Here is a 1,465-nt window from a genome sequence, read left to right on the forward strand (position 1 = left end):
CAAATTGTGAAGGTTTTGAAAGGTATGTTTCCTCGATTTTAGGCATTTCCTCATTGTTTATCAAGCTACAACACTGAAACGTGACCAAGAAAGATCGTTGTGATTTTGTATTTCGCGTTCAAAACGTATGCGACGATATCCCGGGGCCCGGGGGTGGGGCAATTGCTCTCTTCTTTCATCCCCACCCCCGGGAATTTGCCACCCAAAACAGAAAAAGTGCTAATGCCCGGGGGTTAGCCCGGGGGGGATGGGCGCAGCTGGAATTGACTGATGCATAATGCTGCAGTCAAACCGCAGATAAACTGCATGAGAGTGTGAACCTAAATTTATTTGAAGCCATTATTAGTTGGGTTTTTTCTTGTACATGTTAAAGATCGTTGTTGAAAGACATTGAGCAACACGAACAATAAACGGATATGAAAAATGATACATTTAGCTAACAAAAATAAACGGCTTCCAATTAAAGAAAACGTATTTTTGGACTTATTTACCGTGTTTTTCAAAGCGCACGATTGTAAAAAAAGGTAACATAATTTGGAAAAACGAACATAATTTTTGCACTTTTTGTGAAAGTACTCCGCTTCCCCAGTTCACGTGTTCTTAAGTCTGAATTTCCCAAAAGTACTTACTTCACTCGTAAATAATCGTGCAGGATCTTTTGATTTTTTTGTAATAAGCAGTTATGAAAAAAGGTTTTATATTGGATATAATTGTTTTAATACTTGGATTAGTGTCCATATGATTGAACATACCCATTATTTTATTTAATGATTACATATTTAAAGTTCTCCAGTGAAATTTCTTTTCACTTTTTTCTTTGGTTTATCAATATACAAAAATGCAAATGGCTTTTTAGTCGCCTTCTTGTATTGTTCTTTTTCAACACCAAGTTCTGATGAAATCATACTTCTCTCTCTTGCAGATGGAAATTCATAAATACAGTAATGAGAACAATTCAATCTTATGTCTCTCGGTGTTTTATAAAAACTTTGACTTAGATAAATAACAGAACAATTTTTATGTCTACCTTGAATGAAGTAATTAACAATTTCTCTCTGATTTTTTTCACAAACATAATCATCAAATACGATAATTTTTTGGTTATCTTCATAAGGAAGATGGGTAATAGGAAGAATTTCATCATTGCTGACTTCCATAATTTTATATCCCGCTTCTTCATTACTTGCTTCATTCATTTCTTTCATCAAATTTTGATACTTTTCCTGTTCGAGATTTTTTGCAAAAAGATAAATCTTATCATAATAAAACAATGGTTCTATCAACATGTGAAAAAGTAAATTAGTTTTACCACTACCACTGTTTCCACATATTAACATTCGGAAAGTATCATTCGGCATAAATGAATAAAGTTGTTTGAATTTTTTATTTTTGGTATTAGTATCATAGTTTGGTATTTCCATTTTTAATATAATCATAGAATAAAATGAATATTGAGGAAACCAAA

Annotated in this window: 1 protein-coding gene; it reads right to left on the bottom strand. The window is 32.6% G+C overall.

What is annotated here, in order from left to right; all coding sequences use genetic code 11:
* Positions 1–779: 779 nt before the first annotated feature.
* Positions 780–1,465: hypothetical protein (locus OIF36_04645; GenBank protein MCV6599745.1), on the bottom strand; the 686-nt coding region annotated here is incomplete at its 5' end.

Source organism: Alphaproteobacteria bacterium, assembly GCA_025800285.1.
Taxonomy (GTDB): Bacteria; Pseudomonadota; Alphaproteobacteria; order JAOXRX01; family JAOXRX01; genus JAOXRX01.